The sequence below is a fragment of the Taklimakanibacter lacteus genome, assembly GCA_003576695.1.
Taxonomy (GTDB): Bacteria; Pseudomonadota; Alphaproteobacteria; order Rhizobiales; family Aestuariivirgaceae; genus Taklimakanibacter; species Taklimakanibacter lacteus.
Genome location: QOZQ01000004.1, coordinates 24,092 through 43,479, shown reverse-complemented (window position 1 = coordinate 43,479; position 19,388 = coordinate 24,092). Strand labels below are relative to the sequence as shown.

General features: G+C 62.0%; 20 protein-coding genes. 13 read left to right on the top strand and 7 right to left on the bottom strand.

All coding sequences use genetic code 11. The features are described 5' to 3' along the window. Positions 1–3: 3 nt before the first annotated feature. Positions 4–399 carry a flagellar export protein FliJ gene (locus tag DT068_RS08355; protein WP_119389370.1) on the bottom strand — a complete coding sequence of 132 codons (396 nt, stop codon included), beginning with the start codon at positions 397–399 and terminating at the stop codon, positions 4–6. A gap of 315 nt (positions 400–714) precedes the next feature. Here DT068_RS08355 and ctrA point away from each other — a divergent pair, with 315 nt between their 5' ends. After that, positions 715–1,422, top strand: coding sequence for a response regulator transcription factor CtrA (gene ctrA / locus DT068_RS08350; protein ID WP_119389369.1), 708 nt, complete (start codon positions 715–717; stop codon positions 1,420–1,422). Positions 1,423–1,506: 84 nt separating this feature from the next. Here ctrA and chpT read toward each other — a convergent pair whose 3' ends face one another. Next, positions 1,507–2,172 (bottom strand): histidine phosphotransferase ChpT, encoded by a 666-nt coding sequence (gene chpT, locus DT068_RS08345; RefSeq protein WP_119389368.1) that lies wholly within the window; start codon positions 2,170–2,172, stop codon positions 1,507–1,509. 107 nt (positions 2,173–2,279) lie between these two features. Between chpT and cysQ the strand changes: the two genes are divergently transcribed. The 4 genes from cysQ (at position 2,280) to DT068_RS08325 (ending at position 6,669) form a co-directional block, all read left to right on the top strand. Beyond that, positions 2,280–3,080 (top strand): 3'(2'),5'-bisphosphate nucleotidase CysQ, encoded by an 801-nt coding sequence (gene cysQ, locus DT068_RS08340; protein WP_119389773.1) that lies wholly within the window; start codon positions 2,280–2,282, stop codon positions 3,078–3,080. A gap of 193 nt (positions 3,081–3,273) precedes the next feature. After that, positions 3,274–3,867, top strand: coding sequence for a DUF1134 domain-containing protein (locus tag DT068_RS08335; protein ID WP_119389367.1), 594 nt, complete (start codon positions 3,274–3,276; stop codon positions 3,865–3,867). 110 nt (positions 3,868–3,977) lie between these two features. Beyond that, positions 3,978–4,778 carry a hypothetical protein gene (locus DT068_RS08330; protein ID WP_119389366.1) on the top strand — a complete coding sequence of 267 codons (801 nt, stop codon included), beginning with the start codon at positions 3,978–3,980 and terminating at the stop codon, positions 4,776–4,778. Positions 4,779–4,902: 124 nt separating this feature from the next. Beyond that, positions 4,903–6,669, top strand: a complete 1,767-nt coding sequence (locus DT068_RS08325; protein ID WP_119389365.1) for a diguanylate cyclase domain-containing protein — start codon at positions 4,903–4,905, stop codon at positions 6,667–6,669. Here DT068_RS08325 and DT068_RS08320 read toward each other — a convergent pair. Both DT068_RS08320 and DT068_RS08315 read right to left on the bottom strand, forming a co-directional pair. Then, the gene (locus tag DT068_RS08320; protein ID WP_119389364.1) at positions 6,666–6,965 is read right to left on the bottom strand and encodes a hypothetical protein; all 300 of its coding nucleotides are present in this window, start codon (positions 6,963–6,965) and stop codon (positions 6,666–6,668) included. The two genes, DT068_RS08325 and DT068_RS08320, sit on opposite strands and share 4 nt — an antisense overlap. Positions 6,966–7,542: 577 nt before the next feature. Further along, positions 7,543–7,746 (bottom strand): cold-shock protein, encoded by a 204-nt coding sequence (locus DT068_RS08315; protein WP_119269641.1) that lies wholly within the window; start codon positions 7,744–7,746, stop codon positions 7,543–7,545. Positions 7,747–8,037: 291 nt separating this feature from the next. Here DT068_RS08315 and DT068_RS08310 point away from each other — a divergent pair, with 291 nt between their 5' ends. Further along, a complete protein-coding gene (locus DT068_RS08310) occupies positions 8,038–8,568 on the top strand; it encodes a MarR family winged helix-turn-helix transcriptional regulator (protein ID WP_368904558.1) in 531 nt (176 codons plus the stop codon). Positions 8,569–8,625: 57 nt separating this feature from the next. On the opposite strand, the gene DT068_RS08305 is transcribed toward DT068_RS08310, so the two are convergent. From DT068_RS08305 to DT068_RS08295, 3 genes are all read right to left on the bottom strand, one after another. Beyond that, the gene (locus DT068_RS08305; RefSeq protein WP_119389363.1) at positions 8,626–8,979 is read right to left on the bottom strand and encodes a hypothetical protein; all 354 of its coding nucleotides are present in this window, start codon (positions 8,977–8,979) and stop codon (positions 8,626–8,628) included. A 130-nt stretch (positions 8,980–9,109) separates the two neighbouring features. After that, complete coding sequence (locus DT068_RS08300) at positions 9,110–9,349, bottom strand: DUF2171 domain-containing protein (RefSeq protein ID WP_119389771.1); 240 nt, start codon at positions 9,347–9,349, stop codon at positions 9,110–9,112. A 50-nt stretch (positions 9,350–9,399) separates the two neighbouring features. Next, positions 9,400–9,603, bottom strand: coding sequence for a hypothetical protein (locus DT068_RS08295; RefSeq protein WP_162914069.1), 204 nt, complete (start codon positions 9,601–9,603; stop codon positions 9,400–9,402). Positions 9,604–9,880: 277 nt separating this feature from the next. On the opposite strand from DT068_RS08295, the gene DT068_RS08290 reads away from it, so the two are divergent. The 7 genes from DT068_RS08290 (at position 9,881) to DT068_RS08260 (ending at position 19,376) form a co-directional block, all read left to right on the top strand. Continuing rightward, the gene (locus DT068_RS08290) at positions 9,881–11,491 is read left to right on the top strand and encodes an AMP-binding protein (RefSeq protein WP_368904556.1); all 1,611 of its coding nucleotides are present in this window, start codon (positions 9,881–9,883) and stop codon (positions 11,489–11,491) included. Between the two features lie 463 nt (positions 11,492–11,954). Further along, entirely contained in the window at positions 11,955–13,664 is a 1,710-nt protein-coding gene (locus DT068_RS08285; protein WP_162914068.1) for a L,D-transpeptidase family protein, read from the top strand. A gap of 135 nt (positions 13,665–13,799) precedes the next feature. Beyond that, positions 13,800–14,750, top strand: coding sequence for a GlxA family transcriptional regulator (locus DT068_RS08280; RefSeq protein WP_119389359.1), 951 nt, complete (start codon positions 13,800–13,802; stop codon positions 14,748–14,750). Positions 14,751–14,834: 84 nt separating this feature from the next. After that, entirely contained in the window at positions 14,835–16,139 is a 1,305-nt protein-coding gene (locus DT068_RS08275; protein WP_119389358.1) for a M24 family metallopeptidase, read from the top strand. Further along, entirely contained in the window at positions 16,140–16,823 is a 684-nt protein-coding gene (locus DT068_RS08270) for an isochorismatase family protein (RefSeq protein ID WP_119389357.1), read from the top strand. It begins immediately after the preceding gene. Between the two features lie 93 nt (positions 16,824–16,916). Continuing rightward, complete coding sequence (locus tag DT068_RS08265) at positions 16,917–18,530, top strand: ABC transporter substrate-binding protein (protein ID WP_119389356.1); 1,614 nt, start codon at positions 16,917–16,919, stop codon at positions 18,528–18,530. Beyond that, the gene (locus tag DT068_RS08260) at positions 18,531–19,376 is read left to right on the top strand and encodes an alpha/beta hydrolase fold domain-containing protein (RefSeq protein WP_119389355.1); all 846 of its coding nucleotides are present in this window, start codon (positions 18,531–18,533) and stop codon (positions 19,374–19,376) included. It abuts the gene before it with no gap. The last annotated feature ends 12 nt before the right edge of the window (positions 19,377–19,388 follow it).

Sequence of the window (19,388 nt, the reverse complement as noted above, 5' to 3'; positions counted from 1 at the left end):
GCCTCAGCTGACCGCCTGGCGCGGGGCAAATCCGGTGGGGGCGCCGCGCGTGGCCGGGCGATGGTCGAGTTCTTTCTCGGCCAGGAGCTCAAGCTTGCGCAGTTCGGTCTCTTCTTCCTGCAGCAGGGTCTGCGCCGCCGCTTGCTGGTCCTTGAGGTCGCCGACCGTCTTGAGGATGTTGTCGCGCCGGCCGCGCGTCGATTTTGCCGCCATCGAATAATTGAAATGGGCGGGGTCGTTGACGCCGGTTCGCTGCTCCTCGATTTTCATCTGGGCATCGAGATCGTCATATTTGCGCATGAGATCGGCGATCATCGCTTCGATATCGGCGACCTGCCGGCGTTTTTCTTCTGTGCGGAAGCGGTGCAGCCTGAGAAGCGTCTCTCGTGACGAACGCATATAACCCTCTTTGTACTCAACACACGGCGCCCGGCGAAGCGCGGGCGATATTCCGGCTTTCCCTAGGCATGGAGGTGCGAATCAACTAACTTGAAGATTCGACCCTTAAGGAGCCATCTTGGGCGCGTAACCTTAAGACCGGGTAAATCCGGGCCTTTGGACGGTGGGTGTCAGTGATCTTGAGTCATGTCTATTAGATTTTGTTAACCTTTCCGGGCGTATGTTAACGATCATTGTTAACTGACCGTTTCACGGCAAAGGTCTGTTGGGCTTGCGCCGGAAACGCCGCATCCGGGGCGGATGAAGGGGATACGCATGAGAGTTCTGCTGATCGAGGACGATACAGCGACGGCCCAGAGCATCGAGCTGATGCTCAAGTCGGAAGGGTTCAATGTCTATACCACCGATCTCGGCGAAGAGGGCGTCGATCTCGGCAAGCTCTATGACTATGATATCATTCTCCTCGACCTGAACCTGCCCGACATGTCGGGCTACGAGGTTCTCAAGACGTTGCGCGTCAGCAAGGTCAATACGCCCATCCTGATCCTTTCCGGCCTCGCCGGCATCGAGGACAAGGTTCGCGGCCTCGGCTTCGGCGCCGACGACTATATGACAAAGCCCTTCCATAAGGATGAGCTGGTCGCCCGCATCCATGCGGTGGTGCGCCGCTCGAAGGGCCACGCCCAGTCGGTCATCACCACCGGCGACCTCCTGGTCAATCTCGACACCAAGACCGTCGAAGTCGGCGGCCAGCGCGTGCATCTCACCGGCAAGGAATATCAGATGCTGGAGCTGCTGTCGCTGCGCAAGGGCACCACCCTCACCAAGGAGATGTTCCTCAACCATCTCTATGGCGGCATGGACGAGCCCGAGCTCAAGATCATCGACGTGTTCATCTGCAAATTGCGCAAGAAGCTCGCCACCGCCGCGGGCGGCAAGAATTTCATCGAGACGGTATGGGGCCGGGGCTATGTGCTGCGCGAAGGCGCGCCGCAGGAAGACGACATGCGCGAGAGCGCCTGAGCCCGACTTGAGTGTGCAGAAGGGGTTGAGAGATCCCGGTGCCGCAAGGTGCCGGGATTTTTCTTGCAGGCCCGGATATTTCGCTTATCCGGCTTGCGCGATAGGGGCCGCCGTCTCGGCGGCCGCAACCGCCCGCACCACCACATCGGCACCTTCGACCGCCATGGAGAGCGGCAGGCCCGCGGCTTCCGCCAGCCGCTTGGTATAGTAAGGCTGGATCAGGCGCGCATCGATCTCTTCCAGCTGCACCGAACCTTTGAGCACTTGCTCGGTCTTCTCGAAGATCTTGGCGCCCTCGCCGGTCGCGCGCACCGCGAAACCGCCTTCCACCGCTTCCGCCTTGACGACGCCGCCGCGCGGGATGCAGCCCATCGCGATCAGCATCATATTGAGCAGGAGCTTCACCTGCTGCTTCGGCCGGTTCTCGCGCGGCACCTGCCAGTCGAGCTTGATCTTCTCCTCGCCGACAAAGGCCTTGGCGACATCGCCCGCTTCGCCCATGTCGATGATGGCGCCGGCCGAGCCCGCGGCACCGAAGGCGATGCGGCAGAATTTGAGCTTCGCCGAAGCCTGCTTCGCCGATTTGCGCACAAGATCCATCGCCATCGTGCGCATCGCCTCGTCGTCTTCGACCTCGAGCAGCTCGAGCCCATTGGTGATGGCGCCGACCGGCGAGATCACATCATGGCAGACGCGGCTGCACAGAAGGGCGGCGAGGTCGAGGTCGCTCAAGAGGCTGGGCTGCTGCATCGGCTATGGCTTTTCCTGAAGGTGATTCGTCCCTTCTGTTTTACCAGATCGGGCCGAACAATTCCGCATTGACCATTCTTGCCATGGCGGGCATAGCCCCGCCTGCCATGACCACCAGCACCGCCGCCCCATCTTCCCGCCTCATCAAGCTCGCCGCCCTCGCTTTGACGGCGGGCCGCGAGATCATGGCCATCTATGCGAAGCCGCTTGCCGCGCGGGAAAAGGCCGATCTGACGCCCGTCACCGAAGCCGATGAAGCGGCGGAACGGATCATTCTTGCCGGCCTGCACAAGCAGGACCCGGCGACACCGGTGATTTCCGAGGAAGCGGCCGCGGCGGGGATCATCCCCAAGACGGGCGAGCGCTTCTATCTCGTCGATCCCCTCGATGGAACCAAGGAGTTCCTGAGCCGCAATGGCGAGTTCACCGTCAATATCGCGCTCATCGATAAGGGCTTGCCCATAGCCGGCATCGTGCTGGCGCCCGCATTGGGGCGCATTTTCTGCGGCGAGGCCGGCAGTGGCGCCTTCGAGGCAGAAGCGGACGCCGATGCCGATGCCGCCGTCCTCGCCTGGCATCCGCTCAGGGCCCGCACCGCCGCGGCCGATGGTCCGGTCGTCGTGGCCAGCCGCTCGCACCGTGACGAGCGCACCGAAGCCTATCTCAAATGCCTGAAGGTGAAGAAGATCGTCTCGGCCGGCTCTTCGCTCAAATTCTGCCTCCTCGCGGCCGGCGAAGCCGATCTCTATCCGCGCTTCGGCCGCACCATGGAATGGGATACGGCCGCGGGCCATGCGGTTCTCGCGGCGGCGGGAGGCTCGGTCGGGCTTGAGACCGGGGAACCGCTGACTTATGGCAAGGCCGGCCGGGGCTATGACAATCCCGCTTTCATCGCCCGTGGCGCCTGACCGGCCGGCCACTTTCCAACCCGTTATTAGCGGCCTGTTAACCAAAAAAACGCCACTTTGAGGGGCCGGAATCCGCGACTCAAAGCTGCCACAAGCGGCCCTTAGAGTAGCGCGCCATACAGGTGGGATTCAGGCAGTTCGGACCCGTGAAGGCAGCCGCTTTCGGAAGGCGAAGTGCTGAAGGAGTTTTGTGATGACCAAGTCTATTGACCGGCGCCAGGCCTTGGCGCTTCTGGGATTGGGCCTTGCCGCAGGCGTCGCAGGGATTGTTCCGGCGGACGCCGCCACCGGGCGCAAGCAGCAGACCTATTCGTCCGACGAGATCGTCATGGCTGGCCAGAAGTTTTTCGGCAAGACCACGCGCGGCCTCGCCGAAGCGGTCGAATATGTCTTCTCGAGCCAGGGTGAGCCAACGGCCTATATCGTCGGCGAGGAAGGATCGGGCGCCATTGTCGGCGGCCTGCGCTTTGGCGAAGGCGTGATCTACTACAAGGGTGGCGGGCGCCAGAAGATCTACTGGCAGGGCCCCTCCATCGGATTTGACTTCGGCGGCAATGGCTCGCGCGCCCTCGTGCTGGTCTATAATTCCACCAATGCGCGTGAGATCTATGGCGAGCGTTTTGGCGGAGTGGACGGGTCGGCCTATCTGGTTGGCGGGCTTGGTGTGAATTTCCAGAAAAATAGGGATATTATTCTAGCCCCGATTCGAACCGGTGTCGGCGCCAGGCTCGGGGCCAATGTCGGCTATCTCAAATATACGAGAAAGCCGACCTGGAACCCGTTCTGATCCGCATTGCCCCGCGCTTTTAGCCGTCGCTCCGCCACAATCGGCACGCTATTGTAGTTTCCGGAGCGGTCTGCATAGTCGGACCGAGAACGGCGCGGTGCAGAGAACAGATGTCTCAGCTTGAGATCATATTGTGGTTCGGTCTGGGTTTTGCGGTGGCGAGTCTCATCGCCCTGTTCCTTGGCCGGGCTGCCTGGCGGTCGGGTGTCAGGGTTGGTGCGCGCCGCATGGCCCGCAAGGTGCCGGGCACGGTTTCCGAATTGCAGACCGAGCGGGACAGCATGCGCGCCGAGAACGCCATGATGGCGCGCAAGCTCGAGGTCCGCATGGGTGAGATGAAGGCCAGGCTCGCCGAGCAGGCGGCGGAAGTCTCGCGTCACCGCAACCGCATCGAGACCTTGGCCACCGATCTCGCGCGGCGCGAGAAGCTGGACGATGTCAGCCGCAGCGAGATCACCCAGTTGCGCGATCAGATATCTTCCTTCGAGGGCGACATGACCCAGCGCGCCGAATCGGTTCATCTCGCCAGCGAGAGGCTGCGCAGCAAGGACGATGAGATCAGCCGTCAGGCTGATGAGATCGCCGCCCTCAAGAGCAGGATCTGGAAACTGCAGACCAGGAGCGAGCCGATCGAGGAAAGGCTCGTCGAGGCCAGCGCCGAAAGCGAGAAGCTCGCGGCCGAGATTCGCGCTCTCGATCAGGCATGGCCCTCGAAACTCAGCGAGCTCGGTTTCGCCAACCGCGATGACGCGATGGAATCGGACCGGCCGGTCGAGCAGGCAGAGCCGGTGAATGGCGCCGAGGCGCAGGAACCAGTTCCTCCATCGCCGCCACCGCAGTCGCGCTTTGCCGGTAATGTCGTCTCGCTCGCACAGCGCTTCAAAGCCTTGCAGAAGACGATCACGCGCTGACGCGCGGATCATGCATTCGATCTTTGATCGAACGCATTTCGTCACTCTTCCATGTTTTCTCCATTAAGGAAAAATTGAGTAAGTATTTCCAGCCGGCTTTAATCTCCCTGTGGGACGATGAGCCATGCGCGACATCGTCGACCGCCGGAACGCCTGCTTGTCCGCTCTGGACCCCGCTTCTCTCCTGACCAACATCATGGAGAATGCCGCGATCGGCTTCGTCATGATGACATTCGAAGGTCAGGTGCTCTATGCCAACCGGGCCTTCTGCGCGATGATCGGCTTCAGCGAAACCGAGCTGCTCGCCGACGGCATCGATCACTTGATCCATCCCGACGATCGCCACGCCACTTTGTCGACCTTCGACGTCATCCGTAGCGGCCAGGCGCAGAGCTACCAGCTCGTACGCCGCTACTTCCGCAAGGACGGCAGCATCCTCCATGCGCTGGGCGCCGTGTCGGTTCATCGCGCCGGAACCGCGGGACATCCCGATGTCGTCATCCTCCAGCTTACCGACATCACGTCCGAGAAGCATGCGGAAGCCAGGAACGCCGCCCTCCATGAGCGCCTCAAGCTTGCGGTCGAGACCAGCGGCGCCGGTGTCTGGGACGTCGATTTCTCGGACGAGATATACCGATGGGATTCACGCCTGCATGAACTCTACGGGCTCAAGGACGGAACGTTCAGCGGCCGTCTCGCCGATTGGGAAGGCTTGATGCATCCGGCCGATGTGGCAGGCGTTCGCAACGAGTGGCGCCGCACCATGGATTCTTCCTGCCACTTCGCCTGCGAGTATCGCATCTGCCGGCCATCGGGCGAAGTCCGCCACATCAAGGCTCTGGCACAGATCGTGCGTGACAGGGACGGAAAGGCGCTGCGCGCGGTCGGCACCAGCTGGGATGTCACCGACTATAAACGACTGAACGAGGAGATCTTCGAGGAGAAGGACCGCCTCAGGATCACCCTCGCCTCGATCGGCGAGGCGGTGATCTGCACGGACGCGATGGCCAATGTCACCTTCCTGAATGCCATCGCCGAAAGCTTCACCGGCTGGAGCGCCCGCGATGCCGTTGGCAAGCCGCTTGCCGATGTGCTGCGCATCATCGATGAGGCGACTGGCGATCCCGCACCCAATCCGGTCGGCCAATGCTTCAGCCAGGACGTGTCCCATTACCGGGCCAGCGGCATCTTCATGCTGAGCCTGGGCGGCGGCGTCTTCGACATCCAGCTGTCGGCGGCGCCGGTGCGGCGCGCCGATGGCGAGATGATCGGTTGCGTCGTGGTGCTGCAGGACGTGACCACTCATCGCGCCGCGCAGAAGAAGATCACCCACAATGCCCAGCATGACGGGTTGACCGGCCTGCCGAACCGGGCCACGTTCCTCGCTAGGCTCTCCCAGGTCATCGAAGAGACCGGTTCCGGGCCTGATCATCATGCCTTGTGCTACATCGACCTCGATCGCTTCAAGACGGTCAATGATACGGGCGGCCATGCCGCCGGCGATGCCCTGTTGAAGGAGATCGCCAAGATCATTGCGCTGAGCTGCAGCAAGAAGGATGTGCCTGCCCGTCTCGGCGGCGACGAATTCGGCCTGATCCTGCGCAACACCAGCCCGGAAGAGGCGCGCGCCGTGGCGGAGCGGATCGTGGATGCCGTCTGCAAGATGGAGTTCCGCTGGGAATCGATGATCTTCCGGGTCGGCGCAAGCATCGGCATCGCCGAGATCAGCGACCGGCAATCGGACGGAGCGGTCATCCTGCACCGGGCCGATCTGGCATGTTACTCCGCTAAAAGTTCCGGCCGCCGCTGCGTGCATATTTATGGCCTCGATGACCAGAGCCAGTCGGCCCACAACTGGGATGACGGCAAGAACTTCGCCGTTGGAAACTAGCCTGGCCCGAAACCTTTCCGGCGTTCCTGCGTTATATCCATGCTGGCCATCCCCGAGGCCAGCTCCCCTGCCCAAGCAAATTGGGCACCCCTGTCGATGGCCCGCAGCGCGCTCCCTCCGCTGCGGGCCTGACCGGTTTGGATGCGGCACCATGCATCGTCTTTGGACGCGTCATCCGGTTTTCCCGGATGGTCATTGCGGCCTATCGCAACGGGATCGCTCGCCGGGAAGGTCTGGTCCAGGGCTTCATCGAGCTTGCGGTCGATCTCTCGTATGGGTTTCGGCGCACGCGCCATGACGGATCCATTGCTTGTGCATTCCTTATATTGGCAACGGCTCAGCCAATAACAAGAAGGCGCGGTACACCGAAGTGCCCACGCCTCCCTGTTCAAAGCCAGCGCCTCTCCTGGTCTCGGCCACCGCAAGGATGACCAAATCCGGCGGGCTCCTTTGAAGCGATCTGACCGGCTTCGCGTTTTTCAACCGAAGCCTGCCGATCGGCGAACATCATGTCCCTTGCGGGCCACAAGTCCGGCCATCAAACGGATAAGCCGCCGTTTATGACTGCATCGGCCTCATGTCGCGTCCGATCTCACCTTTGACGGCAAGCCCGGCATGAGACGGCGCCTATACTTTGGAGGGTCTGGCAGCGAGCCGGACCACATATCGGCGTCGTGTGAGGAAGAGTGTCACGCCGAACGGCCGCAAAGTCGATATCGGGATTTTCTCCGTCCACAGAGAGAATGCGGTCTGTGGATAACCTCGCACGCGACATGCCGATCATTTTGAAATCATGCGCGATTTGCGCGCGCAAAAAAGCAAAGGGCCGGAGCTTTCGCTCCGGCCCCGATCACATCGAGCTCGTTGGAGCTCTTAGACCATCTTCAGATGGCCGGCGCTGGTCTTGCCGCGCTCGGTGACGAGCTCGTAGCTGACCTTCTGCGCTTCATTGAGGGTCGACAGACCAGCACGTTCGACCGCGCTGATATGAACGAACACATCCTTCGAGCCATCATCCGGTTGGATGAAGCCGAAGCCCTTTTGGGGGTTGAACCACTTAACTTTGCCTGTCGGCATATCGGTAACCTTTCGAGTTGTGCACAAACCGGTGGACCGTCTCTTGTCCCCGTATTCGAACCGCAATGTCTTGAGAAGAGCCCGAAAGGGTCAAACGCCAAGCAAGGCCATAGATCGAACGCGGACTAAATGGGGTTTTAGCCCCGATTTGTCAATAATCGGAGACTTTAAGCATTATTCCGGAATCTGGCGGCGAATGTCCACAATCGCTGTTATCTCCTTGGGGATAAAGCAAATTTTAGAAATTCCGTTCAGATCGGCTTAACCTAGCCGCCGCTACAGCCGGTCGCTATGGCAGCAAAACCGATTCCTGAAACCCAGAAACCAGAAGGCTCCCAGGACGATTCAAAGGTCGAGCAGACCCTCCTGAAGAACCACTTCGTGCGCGCGCTCGGGCAGCTGGAGCGGCTGCATCGCTGTCTTCTGGAGCTCATCAAGCTCGAGCTCGAGCGCCAGATCAGCACCTTGGACGTGACCAGCGCACAGGCCGTCTTTCTCTACAATATCGGTGATGGAAAATTGTCGGCGACCGAGCTGAGGATCCGGGGCTACTACACCGGATCCAATCTGAGCTACACCATCGCCAAGCTGGTCGAGAGCGGCTATCTCAATTATGAGCGCGCACCGCAGGACAAGCGGGTCGTTCGCCTCAGCCTCACCGACAAGGGCCATGAGATCCGGAACATGGTCGCTTCGGTCTATGAAGGACATGTTCCCGTGCTCGAGGAGAAAGGCGTCACCGCCGCGGATCTCGAGCGTCTGGTCTCGGCCCTCAAGCGGCTCGAGCATTACTGGGCCGAGCATATTCGCTACGGATTTTGACGGATGCCTCAGGCGAATTGAGCCCGCCGGAATCGGCGGGCTCAACTCATTTCCGCGTCAGCCGCGCCAGACGGCGCCGGTGCGCGCATTCACATAGACGATGAACACGCGGTTGTTCCGCAGCGCGCGGAACACATAGGTCTGACCGTTGCAGTTGCGGGCGACGACCTTTCGGTAGCCCCTCCTGTTCACGATGCGGCGGGCTTCACCGCAGCTCAGCCGGTTGATGTTGCGGCCCGGCCGATACCAGCCATGTCCCTTGCGGTATACATAATCGGGTCCGACCTGATAGCCGTAATGCGGGATGCCAAGATAGATATTCACCTTCGTCTTGGCTTCAGCACCGCTCATGCCGCCAAGGCCGAGGGCCATGGGGGCGGCGACGGCAAGGGCTATCCAGAATTTCTTCATTATCGTTCCTCTCTTCGTGATGATCGACGCCGCAACGGGCGATCGCCCACTCTCGAGAGATAGGACGGATCGGCGGCGCAATTCCGTCGCTCACTTCCACCACCGATTCCAACTTCATGTGGTCGCTGCGTCAGGTTTCATGTTCCCATTGCGAGAACACCTCATCTTGCGTCTTGGCGAGGCGTACTGTCTCACCGACGTCGCTGACCCATCCGACCGGGATGAGGTGGTGATGCCCGTCATGCGCCTCGATATCCGAGCGCGTCAGCTTGATCATGCCCGCACCTTCCATGTGATCGACCGTGCCGACATGCTTTCCATCCGACGACAGGACTTCCATATGCTCCATGATATTCCCGACATTGGCCATGAGGCCCTCCATTGCTCTTTTGGGGGTGGTTGCGGTTCCGGCTGGAGCTGTCAGCTCCTCGACCGGTGCCCTGCAAGCTGAAGCCGCCCGGCGCCGTGAGGTTCCCGATCTTTCGCCAGTTCCCGGTCGCGCCGGTCGGCCTCCGCCTCCCAGCGCCGCGCCATGGCATGGAAGCTCTGCCTGAGTTCCGCCGAACCGGCGCCATCGGCAAAGGCCCTGGCGCAGGCGGCCGCAGCTCTCAAATCTATGGTCATCTGGCTCATACCAGTGAAATGCTTGCCGCGATGAAACGTTCCCGACATCGCGCCCAAGGCACGATTGCGGTTACTGAAATCTTGCTCGCCGAGAATTTCCGGCTGGCCGGAACCTGGGCCGGGTGCGCGAGTTATTGCCTCAGACGAGGTTATTGCGAAAGCGATGAAATCGTCGAGAGAAAGTCCGACTGCTAAACCAGTCGGGCTTTCTTTCTGCACGGTTTGCCGGCGTGCCGGGCTGATCTATGCTGCGCCTCCCGCCCAAGGAGATGCAGCCGTGAGCAATATCTATGAGCAAGGCCTGGACCCCAATCCGGCGAACTATGCTCCCTTGTCGCCCCTCTCCTTCCTGCGCCGGTCCGCTCTCGCCTATCCCGACAAGGTTGCGGTGATCGATGAGGACCGGCGCTACACCTATCGCGAGCTGTCCGAACGGTCGCATCGCCTGGCATCGGCATTGCTCCGGCGCGGCATTGGCAAGGGCGACACCGTCGCCATCATGGCCCCCAATGTCCCGGCGATGATCGAGGCTCACTTCGGCGTCCCGATGTCGGGCGCGGTGCTCAATTGCCTGAATATCAGGCTCGATGCGCCGACGATTGCCGTTTGCCTCGCGCATGGCGAGGCGAAGCTGGTCCTGGCCGATCATCAGTTTCTCCCCGTGATCGAGGCGGCCCTGGCTTTGCTTGATCGGCCGGTGCCGGTGGCCGTCATTCCGGGCCCCTCTCCGGTCTCACGGCACGATGACTACGAAGCCCTCCTTGCCGCCGGCGATGCAAGTGTTGAGTTGCCGGCGCTTGAAGACGAATGGGCGCCCATCAGCCTGGGCTACACATCGGGCACCACCGGCGATCCCAAGGGCGTCGTCTGCCATCATCGCGGCGCCTATCTGAATGCCCTCGGCAATGCGCTCGAGGCGCGCCTCGACGCGGCAAGCGTCTATTTGTGGACACTGCCGATGTTCCACTGCAATGGCTGGTGCTATATCTGGGCCGTGACTGCAGTTGGCGGCACCCATGTCTGCCTGCGGACGGTCGAAACAGCCGCCATTTTCCGGCTGATCCGGGAGCATGACGTCACTCATTTCTGCGGCGCGCCTGTCGTGCTCAACATGATCGCGCGCGCCGAAAAGCCGCACGGATGGCGGCTGGACCGGCCGGTGGATGTGCTCACTGGAGGTGCCGCGCCACCGAGCGCGATTATCTCGGCCATGGAGGAATCGGGATTCCGCATCAAGCATCTCTATGGCCTGACCGAAAGCTTCGGACCGGCTTTGGTCTGCGCCTGGCACGAGGAATGGACACCTCTGCCGCTGGCCGAGCGCTCGCGCCTGGCGGCGCGCCAGGGCGTTAATTTCGTGACGCTCGAGGCAGTGAAGGTCGCCGATCCCGCGACCGGGACGGAATGTCCGGCCGATGGCGCCACGATGGGCGAAATCTTCCTGCGCGGTAATACCATCATGATGGGCTATCTCAAGAATGCCGAAGCCAGTGCCAGGGCGTTCGCGCAGGGCTGGTTCCACACGGGCGATCTCGGCGTCCGCCATCCCGACGGCTATATCGAGGTCAAGGACCGCTCGAAGGACATCATCATCTCCGGCGGAGAGAATATCTCCTCGCTCGAGATCGAGGAGGTTCTCTATCGCCATCCGGCCATCTTCGAGGCTGCCGTCGTCGCGGCCCCTGACGAGAAATGGGGCGAGCACCCTTGCGCCTTCATCGACCTGAAACCCGGCATGACGACGAGCGCTGCCGAGATCATCGCGTTCTGCCGCAGCAACATGGCACATTTCAAGGCGCCCCGCACGGTGGTCTTCGGGCCGCTGCCCAAGACCGCCACGGGAAAGATCCAGAAATATACCTTGCGTCAGCGCGCCGGCGCGGCCTGATTTCGGCTAAGTCCGTCATTGGATCTTCATATTCGCAGTTGCACACTCCTTGTTGCCGGCTCCGACCTCCCTTGCAAACTGACCGGCAGTGCAATTAACGACCGAGGCGCCCCATCTGGGTTGCATCCGCGAGACCTCATACTTTTGCTTCTCACGAGCGGGAACGGCGCCGCAACCCAGGCGTTAATAAAAAACGAGACGGCCGGTGGGACAATATGCAATGATGGTTTGATATCATTGGCTTTACTCTTGGCATCATACTGGCGGGGGCCGGATGCGAATGAATACGGCACGAAGCATACTGGTGGTAGCGTCTATCGTTTCAGGGCTGTCATTGGGCAGCACCCCCGGATCCGCTGAGCGGAACCGGGAACGACCACACTTCTCCCTGTTTGACATATTCGATCGCCCGAAGAAGCGGCCTTCCTACGACTATTGGAACAGGAAGCGCAACTACGAGACGGTGGATGAATATTTCAACCGGAACGGCCGGAAGAAGGCCAAGCGCAAGCGCCTTGCAGCGCCGGTTCGGACCATCGAGGAGAAGCCCGAGCCGCCGCTCGTCTACCTGCCGGAGAAGCTCGAGATCCTGAAAGCTGCCAATCTGACCGAGGCCCAGCCATCGGGAGATCTGCCGGCTTCTATCCATACCGAAATCAAAAGCAAGAAGTCGGCCATCCGTGTGACGGCGGACGAGGGCAAGGCGCTCATCGGCTTCTATCGCGAAAATGGCTTCCGGCCGCTGTGGGTTTCGCATCAGGGCCTGGGCGAGCGCGGCCGCTCACTGCTGCGGCTGTTCGAGTCCGCCGCCGACGATGGCATGGTGCCTGAGGACTACATCCCGCCGAGCCTGACGCTGTTCGACGATGAACTTACTTCTGGCGACAAGCCGGTGAACCTGCTGGCCCGCCTCGATCTGGAGCTGTCGGCGCTGGCCCTGCGCTATGCACGCCATGCCTCGGGGGGCCGCCTGCTGCCCAACCGGCTCACCAAATATTACGACATCGTGCCGGAGACGGTTGACCTGGCGACCGCCATGACCGCCCTGCTCCGCAGCCCTGATCCCGCCGGTTACCTGAGATCGCTGCAGCCCGATCATCCCACCTATGCCGCCTTGAAGCGAACTCTTGCCGAGCTCAAGGAACTGAAAAACGAAGAGCGCTCTGGCATGATCGCCCCCGGCAAGCGTGTTGCCGCGGGACAGGATGATCCGCGCATCGCGCTGATGCGGCGACATCTGGCGCTGCTTGGCTATGGTGAAGCTGATGTGCTGCCGGGCGAAGAGACGGTTCTCGACGACATTTTGTCCGAGCGGCTCAAGACATTCCAGACGGATGCCCGGATCAAGCCGACGGGAACTCTCGATGCCGCGACGATCCTGGCCCTCAACAGCCGTACCGGCGCTCCCGGCATTGCGCGCATAACCTACAATATGGAGCGCCTGCGCTGGCTGCCCAAGAATCTCGGTCAACGCTATGTCTTCGTGAATCAGGCATCCTATTCGCTGCAGGTCGTCGATGCCGGCCGGGAAATCTGGCGCTCCAATGTCATCGTGGGCAAGACGAACAGCCAGACCGTCGCCTTCAGCGACAAGATGGAGACCATCGTCTTCAACCCCTCCTGGGGTGTGCCACCCTCCATCATGAAGAACGAGATGCTGCCGAAGCTCCGGCGTGACCCCGGCTATCTCGACCGTATCGGCTACCGGGTCGTGACCGGAAGCGGCAAGATCGTCCATTCGCGCTCGATCAACTGGTGGAAATACAAGGACGGTAAAGTGCCGTACCTCATCCTGCAGCCGCCCGGCGACGACAATGCCCTGGGCGAGGTGAAGTTCCTCTTCCCCAACGCGCACAGCATCTACATGCATGACACGCCGACGCGCGAGCTGTTCAAGAAGTCGGTGCGGGCGCTGAGCCATGGCTGCGTGCGCGTGGAGAATCCGCGCCGTTTCGCCGAAATCCTGCTCGGCGTCGATTCTGCCGACATTGCTGCGCGGATCGATGCCGGCGTCAGCCAGGACACGCCGGTCACCAATGAGACCTATGTGCACCTGGCCTATTTCACGGCGTGGCCGGCTGCCGACGGGCGCATCCTGTTCTACGACGACATCTATGGCCGCGATGAGCGCATGGGCCGCGCCTTCAGCACGATTGCGGTCGCCTCGCGCTGATGATCCATCGTTCGCGGCGGCGAAGGTATCCTGCGCCACCTGCCCAGCCTGCAGCTTGAAGTCACCGCCCAGTCTCGCACCGGCGGCACCATCGTCTTGCTTCCCCGGGTGGTCTTGACATAGCTTCGCCTCGCCATGGCGAGCCGACCCTTCATCAGATTTGCCGTCCTGATCTTTCCGGGCTTTCCGCTGATGGCCTTCAGCGCGGTGATCGAGCCCCTGCGCGCCGCCAACACGATTTCCGGCGCCAGGCTCTATGAATGGATCATTGTCGGGCCGGACGAGGCCACCGTCACTGCCTCGAGCGGCATCGACGTGACCCCGCATCATGCCGCCGCCCGGGCGCCGACGGCCGACTACATTGTCGTCTGCTCCGGCGGCGATGCCGACCGGCTGATCGCCAGCAAGCCACTGTCCTGGATCCGCAGGAATCTGCGTCTTGGCGCTCATCTCGGCAGCGTGGCCGACGGCGCCTTTTACCTGGCGCGCGCCGGTCTCCTCGACGATTACACCTGCACGCTGCATTGGCAGAGCCAGCCCGCCTTCCTCGAGGCTTTTCCGCATGTCAGGCTGGCGCGCGAGATCTTCGTGATCGACCGCACCCGCTTTACTTCGGCCGGCGGCATTGGCGCGCTCGACATGATGATCGAGCTGATCGGCACCCATCATGGCCGCGAGCTTGCCCGCCAGGTGGCTGAATGGTTCGTGCATGACCGCATCAAGGCGACGGCCGACCGCGAGCGCCTGCAATTGCGTTTGCGCACCGGCATTCGTGACGATCTCGTGCTGAAGGCCGTGGCCGAGATGGAAAAGACGCCCGACCGTGCCGACGACGTCTCCGCCATCGCCGGACGGCTCGGCGTCTCGCTGGGCCAGCTCGAAAGGCTGTTCAAGGCCGAGTTCGGCATTGGCCCCGCCGAGCACTACCGCCGCCTGAAAATGGAACGCGCCCGCGATCTTCTCGGCCATTCCAAGATGTCGGTGCGCGAGGTCGGTCTGGCCTGCGGCTATGCCAGCTTCTCCTCCTTCGTGCGTGCCTACAAGGCGGTATTCGGCGCGACGCCCGGCAGGGCGAGGAAATCCTAGCCGCACATTCTCAGTGCAAATCTGCACATTTGCCGGGAATGAAGCAGGCCATCTTTCGCTTCTCCCCGCAGCGAAAGGCTTCCCATGAGTATCGTCGTCTTCAATCCCGACAATGTCGATGATGTCGATTTCGCCACCAGGATGCGCCACCCTTTGTCCGAGGATCCGGCCAATAATATGTGGCTGTCCGACACCGAGCCCGCCGGCATCGATGCCGTGGCTTTGCGCCGTGAGCGCCTTGCCAGGCTTCGTCAATGGATGGCGAAGGCGAATTATGGCGCCATCCTGCTCTTCGATCCCTACAACCAGCGCTACGCCACGGGCTCGCGCAACATGTTCGGCTATTTCCTGCGCAATTCGACGCGCTATTTCTTCGTGCCGGCGGAAGGCCCGATCATCCTCTTCGAATACCCGCAGAGCTACCATGTGAGCTTGCAGCTCGACACGGTGGATGAGGCACGGCCGAGCAAGCTCGTCTGGTCGTCCGTCTCCGGCAAGGACGGCGAGACGGCGGGGCCATTCGCCGCCGAGATCGCCGATCTGATGCGTCAATATGCGCCCGGATCGAAGAAGATCGGGCTCGACCGCTGCAGCCATCTGCACGCTCTGGCGCTGGAGGCGCAGGGGCTCGATGTGCGCGATTGCCAGGGTGAGATTCTGGCGGTGCGCGCCGTGAAGACGCCGGAAGAGGTCAAATGCCTGCAGATCAGCATGGCGGGCGCCGAGGCCGCGGTGGCGGCGGTGCGCGACGCCATCAGGCCGGGCGTCACCGAGAACGAGCTCTTCGCCGTGATGTATCATGAGGTCATCCGCCAGGGCGGCGAGTTCATCGAGACCCGCCTCCTCACCTCGGGCCAGCGCACCAATCCGTGGTTCAGCGAAGCAAGCGGCAGGCGGGTGAGGCCCGGTGAGCTGGTGGCGCTCGATACCGACACGATCGGCTGTTACGGCTATTATTCCGATTTCTCGCGCACTTTCCGCTGCGGTCCCGGCAAGCCGACGTCCTATCAGAAATCGCTCTACCGCATGTCCTATGACCAGGTGCAGCACAATATCGGCATCATCGCAGCGGGCATGAGCTTCCGCGAGATCGCCGACAAGGCCTGGAAGATCCCCGAGCGCTTCGTCGACCAGCGCTATACGTCGGTGATGCATGGCGTCGGCATGCATGGCGAGACGCCCTTCATCGCCCATGCCATGGACTTCCAGACCTATGGGCGGGAAGGCGTGATCGAGCCCGGCATGGTGGTGAGCGTGGAGAGCTATATCGGCGAGAAGGGCGGCGCTGAGGGGGTGAAGCTCGAGGAAGAAGTGCTTATAACGGATGCGGGGCCCAGGCTGATTTCCCGATTCCCCTTCGAAGATGAGCTGCTCGCCAAAGAGATCTGAATGAGAACGACGCTGTCGCTCAAGGGCCGGACCGTGGCGCTCCTGCTGGTCGACCTGCAGGAGGAGCAGCGCCACGATCCGCAATACAAGGCTTTCGGTATGGATCGGATCCTCGGCAATGCCGCGCGGCTCCTGGAGGCGGCGCGCGCCACCGGCCGCGTGGTCGTCCATGCCGCCTATATACGCGACTTCAGCAAGAGACCGCCGCGCCCCTTCGAGCCGACCTCATCGGACGGGCGACCGACCTTCAGTGACGCGAAGAGCCCGATGACTGCGATCTGCCATGAAGTGGCGCCGCGCCACGGCGAGCCGGTTATCGTCAAGAACGATGCCAGCGCCTTTTGCGAGGGCGATCTGGCGCCGCTTCTCCGGGAGAAGGGCATAGAGTGGCTGATCGTTTCGGGCGTATGGACCGAGGCCTGCATCGCCGCCACCATCCGCGATGCGATGGCCCAAGGCTTCCGCGTCCTGCTGGTAAAGGACGCGTGCGGCAGCGGCACCGAGGCCATGCACAGGACCGCCACGCTCAATCTCGCCAACCGGCTCTATGGCGGCGCCGTCGCCGATACGGAGCGCGCGCTTGCCTTGCTGCAGGACGACGAGGCGCAAGCCTGGGTCGCCGAACGGCCGGTACCGATCCTGTTCAACTTCACCGACGCTGCCGAGCTCTATGACGGGCTCTAAACCTGCACATATTTCCCGGAGACTTGAACATTTGGGCCCAGGCCCCGCGCTTAGTCTTCTCTCCAACCAGAACACATATCGGAGGAGACTGTCATGGGCCTGCGCAAGACTTCGCCTGAACTCCACAATCTTCTGCTCGCCGCGCGCATCGGAAAAGTAAGCCGGCGCTCCTTCCTGTCAGGCGCCCTGGCGCTCGGCGTGACGCTGCCGCTTGCCACGAGCCTGTGGTCGAAGACGGCCAAAGCCGCGCCGGTCAAGGGCGGCCAGTTCCGCGCCGGTCTCGATGACGGCAACACCACCGACAGCATGGATCCCGCCACCACCAATTCGCGCTTCATGATCACCATGGCGCACACCCACCGCAATTTCCTGACCGAGATCACGCCCGAAAACGATGTGGCGGGCGAGCTGGCCGAATCCTGGGAGACATCGCCCGACGCCAGGACCTGGGTGTTGAAACTGCGCAAGGGGGTCGAATTCCACAATGGCAAGACCTTCGATGCGATGGATGCGGTCGCCTCCCTCAATCACCATCGCGGTGAGAAGTCGACCTCGGGCGCCAAGGCGCTGCTCGCCTCGGTCGAGGACATCAAGGCCGACGACAAGAACACCCTGGTGATCAAGCTTGCCAGCGGCAATGCCGACCTGCCCTTCATGCTGACCGACTATCATCTGGTCATGCTGCCGGCCGATGGTGAAGGCAAGGTGAGCTTCGCCAATGACGCCGGCACCGGCGGCTATGTGGTCAAGGCCTTCAATCCGGGCGTCCAGGCCTCGCTCGAGCGCTTCAGGAACTACTGGAAGGCCGACCGCGCTCATTTCGACGCGGTCGAATATACGGCGATCCCGGATGTGAATGCCCGCCAGACCGCCCTTCTCACCAGCTCGCTCGATGCCATGATCGAATGCGACTTCAAGACCGTGCAGATGCTGGAGCGCGACCCCAATCTCAAGGTTGACGAGGTGCCGACCGGCACTCATGTGTCCATGCCCATGTTTCAGGACGCAGCACCTTTCGACAATCCCGATGTCAGGCTGGCGCTCAAATATGCGGTAGACCGTGAAGCTACCGTCAAGATGGTGCTGAACGGCCATGGCTCGATCGGCAATGACCATCCGATCAGCCCGATCATGCCTTATTACGATGGCTCGATCGAGCAGCGCGCCTATGATCCCGACAAGGCGAAATTCCATCTGAAGAAGGCGGGGCTTGAAAATCTCAAGATCGACCTATCCGCGGCCGATGTCGTCATCACCTCGGGCGTCGACATGGCGCTGCTGTTCAGTGAGACCGCCAAGGCGGCCGGCATCGAGGTCAATGTCATGCGCGAGCCCAATGACAGCTACTGGTCGAATATCTGGCTCAAGAAGCCCTTCTGTCTTGCCGGCTGGGGCCAGCGCCCGACTCCCGACATCATCTTCACCTTGGGCTATGCGGCGGGCGCCGACTGGAACGACTCGCATTTCGAGGATGACCGCTTCAACCAGCTCCTATTGGCGGCCCGCGCCGAGCTCGACAAGCCGAAACGGACCCAGATGTATGGCGAGATGCAGCGCATCCTGCACGACAAAGGCTCCGTCATCATCCCCTTCTTCCGCAACTGGATCTATGCACGCCGCGCCAATGTCCAGCATTCGGGTGTGCTCACCTCGAGCTGGCCGCTCGATGGTGCCCGCGGCGCCGAACGCTGGTGGTTCGAGTCCTGAATGAGTGCGCGCCAACGGCTTCGACTCGACTGGCAGCGCGGCAATGTGAGGAATCTGCGCGCTGCCTATGAGCGCGCCCGCCATGTGACACCGGAGGGTCCGCATGAATGGCAAATGATCGATGCCGGCGACCGGCTCATCCGCCTCCTGGTCCACAATCCGGGAATCCACCGCGATCGCGCAATCTTCTACTTCCATGGCGGCGGCTGGATCGTCGGCTCGCCTTCGACCCATGCCGATATTTCCGAGGCGCTTGCCGCGGCCAGCGGCCTTCCGGTCATCTCGATCGATTACCGCCTGGCGCCCGAGCACAAGGCGGAGGCCGCGCTCGCCGACGGCCTCGCGGTGATCGGCCATTATCTGGGGATCGAGGGGGCATTCGCTTCGGGCATCCTGGCTGGCGATTCAGCCGGGGGCGCCCTTGCCTTGGCGACGGCAAGCCGGGCCCGGCGCATGGGATTGCAGATCGCCGGCGCCATGAGCTTCTATGGCGGCTTCGGTCTTACCGCCAATCCGCGCCTCCATGGTGCAGCTGCGGCGCGTGACGGCCTCGATGCCGGAAGCATGAGACGTTACTGGCTGGCCGCCAATGCCAGCGCCGGCGAAGGCATCTGCTCTCTCCCTGCCCTCGCCCGCGGCCTGGACGCGCCGGTCTATCTGCTCATTGCCGGACGCGACCCGCTGCGCAATGATTCACTTGCCCTGGCGCGGGCTTTGCGCGCCAAGGCGCATCCTGTCACCATCGATCCCCATCCCTTCGAAGGACACAGCTTCCTGCAGTCCTCCTGCGCCCGCCGGTCGAAACAGATCGCATTCCGAAGAATGGCGGACTGGATCGGGTCCTGATTCAAATTCAAC

Bases quoted from the DNA above. Each gene is read 5' to 3' on its own strand.
- DT068_RS08355 (WP_119389370.1), bottom strand. From the start codon at position 399: ATGCGTTCGTCACGAGAGACGCTTCTCAGGCTGCACCGCTTCCGCACA.
- ctrA (WP_119389369.1), top strand. From the start codon at position 715: ATGAGAGTTCTGCTGATCGAGGACGATACAGCGACGGCCCAGAGCATC.
- chpT (WP_119389368.1), bottom strand. From the start codon at position 2,172: ATGCAGCAGCCCAGCCTCTTGAGCGACCTCGACCTCGCCGCCCTTCTG.
- cysQ (WP_119389773.1), top strand. From the start codon at position 2,280: ATGACCACCAGCACCGCCGCCCCATCTTCCCGCCTCATCAAGCTCGCC.
- DT068_RS08335 (WP_119389367.1), top strand. From the start codon at position 3,274: ATGACCAAGTCTATTGACCGGCGCCAGGCCTTGGCGCTTCTGGGATTG.
- DT068_RS08330 (WP_119389366.1), top strand. From the start codon at position 3,978: ATGTCTCAGCTTGAGATCATATTGTGGTTCGGTCTGGGTTTTGCGGTG.
- DT068_RS08325 (WP_119389365.1), top strand. From the start codon at position 4,903: ATGCGCGACATCGTCGACCGCCGGAACGCCTGCTTGTCCGCTCTGGAC.
- DT068_RS08320 (WP_119389364.1), bottom strand. From the start codon at position 6,965: ATGGCGCGTGCGCCGAAACCCATACGAGAGATCGACCGCAAGCTCGAT.
- DT068_RS08315 (WP_119269641.1), bottom strand. From the start codon at position 7,746: ATGCCGACAGGCAAAGTTAAGTGGTTCAACCCCCAAAAGGGCTTCGGC.
- DT068_RS08310 (WP_368904558.1), top strand. From the start codon at position 8,038: ATGGCAGCAAAACCGATTCCTGAAACCCAGAAACCAGAAGGCTCCCAG.
- DT068_RS08305 (WP_119389363.1), bottom strand. From the start codon at position 8,979: ATGAAGAAATTCTGGATAGCCCTTGCCGTCGCCGCCCCCATGGCCCTC.
- DT068_RS08300 (WP_119389771.1), bottom strand. From the start codon at position 9,349: ATGGCCAATGTCGGGAATATCATGGAGCATATGGAAGTCCTGTCGTCG.
- DT068_RS08295 (WP_162914069.1), bottom strand. From the start codon at position 9,603: ATGACCATAGATTTGAGAGCTGCGGCCGCCTGCGCCAGGGCCTTTGCC.
- DT068_RS08280 (WP_119389359.1), top strand. From the start codon at position 13,800: ATGGCGAGCCGACCCTTCATCAGATTTGCCGTCCTGATCTTTCCGGGC.
- DT068_RS08275 (WP_119389358.1), top strand. From the start codon at position 14,835: ATGAGTATCGTCGTCTTCAATCCCGACAATGTCGATGATGTCGATTTC.
- DT068_RS08270 (WP_119389357.1), top strand. From the start codon at position 16,140: ATGAGAACGACGCTGTCGCTCAAGGGCCGGACCGTGGCGCTCCTGCTG.
- DT068_RS08265 (WP_119389356.1), top strand. From the start codon at position 16,917: ATGGGCCTGCGCAAGACTTCGCCTGAACTCCACAATCTTCTGCTCGCC.
- DT068_RS08260 (WP_119389355.1), top strand. From the start codon at position 18,531: ATGAGTGCGCGCCAACGGCTTCGACTCGACTGGCAGCGCGGCAATGTG.